Origin of the sequence: Vreelandella sedimenti, from assembly GCF_013416325.1 — a bacterium.
GTDB classification, from domain to species: domain Bacteria; phylum Pseudomonadota; class Gammaproteobacteria; order Pseudomonadales; family Halomonadaceae; genus Vreelandella; species Vreelandella sedimenti.
The window spans coordinates 1-2,450 of record NZ_JACCGK010000045.1; the positions used below are offsets into that span (position 1 = coordinate 1).

Annotated in this window: 2 tRNA genes and 1 rRNA gene; all 3 read left to right on the plus strand. The window is 52.6% G+C overall.

What is annotated here, in order from left to right:
- The first annotated feature begins 29 nt into the window (after positions 1-29).
- A tRNA-Ile gene (locus HZU72_RS23505) sits at positions 30-106 on the plus strand.
- A 97-nt stretch (positions 107-203) separates the two neighbouring features.
- Positions 204-279, plus strand: a tRNA-Ala gene (locus HZU72_RS23510).
- A 256-nt stretch (positions 280-535) separates the two neighbouring features.
- Positions 536-2,450 (plus strand): 23S ribosomal RNA (locus tag HZU72_RS23515); the annotation flags it as partial.

A 2,450-nucleotide genomic window follows, 5' to 3' on the forward strand; every position in this document is an offset into this window, starting at 1 on the left:
CGACGCGGTTGTGAGAGTAGTAAGTAAATGGGTCTGTAGCTCAGTTGGTTAGAGCGCACCCCTGATAAGGGTGAGGTCGGCAGTTCAAGTCTGCCCAGACCCACCAAATTCCTGTAATACTGCGTTAAAATGTTCCTCGTATAGCAGGCTATACGTCGTCGCATTTTGCCTTGTCTTACAGAAATTTGCGTGAAGTTAGTATTGGGGCCATAGCTCAGCTGGGAGAGCGCCTGCCTTGCACGCAGGAGGTCAGCGGTTCGATCCCGCTTGGCTCCACCATTACGTTACTACCCTGTTTAATCTTCAATACCGTTTGTGAATGTTGCGTGACCATTGATAAGTCGCTGTGTTGTAGCTGATGTTTTAGTTATCGCACGCCGCCTTATCACTGTTCATTGAACAGCTGCTCTTTAACAATGTATATCATGCTGACAAGAACGCTTCGCAAGAAGTGCTTCTTAAATTGTGATACGCGTCAGCGTATCCGGCAAAATGAAACGTGATCATTGCGAGTCCAGACTCCTTCGGGTTATAGGGTCAAGCAATGAAGCGCACACGGTGGATGCCTAGGCAGCCAGAGGCGATGAAAGACGTGGTAGCCTGCGATAAGGCTCGGTGAGGTGGCAACAACCTGTGACCCGGGCATTTCTGAATGGGGAAACCCACCGATCATAAGATCGGTATCGTGCACTGAATACATAGGTGTACGAGGCGAACCAGGGGAACTGAAACATCTAAGTACCCTGAGGAAAAGAAATCAACCGAGATTCCCCTAGTAGCGGCGAGCGAACGGGGACCAGCCCTTAAGCATGAGACTGATTAGGCGAACACGCTGGGAAGCGTGGCCGTAGCGGGTGATAGCCCCGTAGTCGAAAATCTGATCATGTGAAATCGAGTAGGTCGGGGCACGAGAAACCTTGACTGAAGACGGGGGGACCATCCTCCAAGGCTAAATACTCCTGGCTGACCGATAGTGAACCAGTACCGTGAGGGAAAGGCGAAAAGAACCCCGGAGAGGGGAGTGAAATAGATCCTGAAACCGTGTGCGTACAAGCAGTAGGAGCAGACTTGTTCTGTGACTGCGTACCTTTTGTATAATGGGTCAGCGACTTATATTCAGTGGCGAGGTTAACCGTATAGGGGAGCCGTAGGGAAACCGAGTCTTAACTGGGCGACACAGTCGCTGGATATAGACCCGAAACCGAGCGATCTATCCATGAGCAGGGTGAAGGTTGAGTAACATCAACTGGAGGCCCGAACCAGGATCTGTTGAAAAAGATTTGGATGACTTGTGGATCGGAGTGAAAGGCTAATCAAGCTCGGAGATAGCTGGTTCTCCTCGAAAGCTATTTAGGTAGCGCCTCACGTAGTACCGCCGGGGGTAGAGCACTGTTTCGGCTAGGGGGTCATCCCGACTTACCAACCCGAGGCAAACTCCGAATACCGGTGAGTAGCGCGTGGGAGACACACGGCGGGTGCTAACGTCCGTCGTGAAAAGGGAAACAACCCAGACCGTCAGCTAAGGTCCCGAAATCCTGGTTAAGTGGGAAACGATGTGGGAAGGCTCAGACAGCTAGGAGGTTGGCTTAGAAGCAGCCATCCTTTAAAGAAAGCGTAATAGCTCACTAGTCGAGTCGGCCTGCGCGGAAGATGTAACGGGGCTAAACCAGGTACCGAAGCTACGGGTTCATTCTTAGGAATGAGCGGTAGAGGAGCGTCGTGTACGCCAATGAAGGTGGATTGAGAAGTCTGCTGGAGGTATCACGAGTGCGAATGCTGACATGAGTAACGATAAAGGGCGTGAAAAACGCCCTCGCCGGAAGACCAAGGGTTTCTGTTCGACGCTAATCGGAGCAGAGTGAGTCGGCCCCTAAGGCGAGGCCGAAAGGCGTAGTCGATGGGAAACGGGTCAATATTCCCGTACCGGACATGGTTGCGATGGGGGGACGAAGAAGGCTAGGTGAGCCAGGCGTTGGTAGTCCTGGTGAAAGTGAGTAGGCTGAGGGTTTAGGTAAATCCGGACCCTTTTCAGGCCGAGACACGAAACGAACTGACCACGGTCAGGAAGTCACTGATGCCACGCTTCCAGGAAAAGCCTCTAAGCTTCAGATCATGTGCGACCGTACCCCAAACCGACACAGGTGGTCAGGGTGAGAATCCCAAGGCGCTTGAGAGAACTCGGGTGAAGGAACTAGGCAAAATGGTGCCGTAACTTCGGGAGAAGGCACGCCGGCGTAGGGTGAAGAGACTTGCTCTCCTAGCCCGAACCGGTCGAAGATACCAGGTGGCTGCAACTGTTTATTAAAAACACAGCACTCTGCTAACGCGCAAGCGGACGTATAGGGTGTGACGCCTGCCCGGTGCCGGAAGGTTAAATGATGGTGTTAGCCGCAAGGCGAAGCTCTTGATTGAAGCCCCGGTAAACGGCGGCCGTAACTATAACGGTCCTA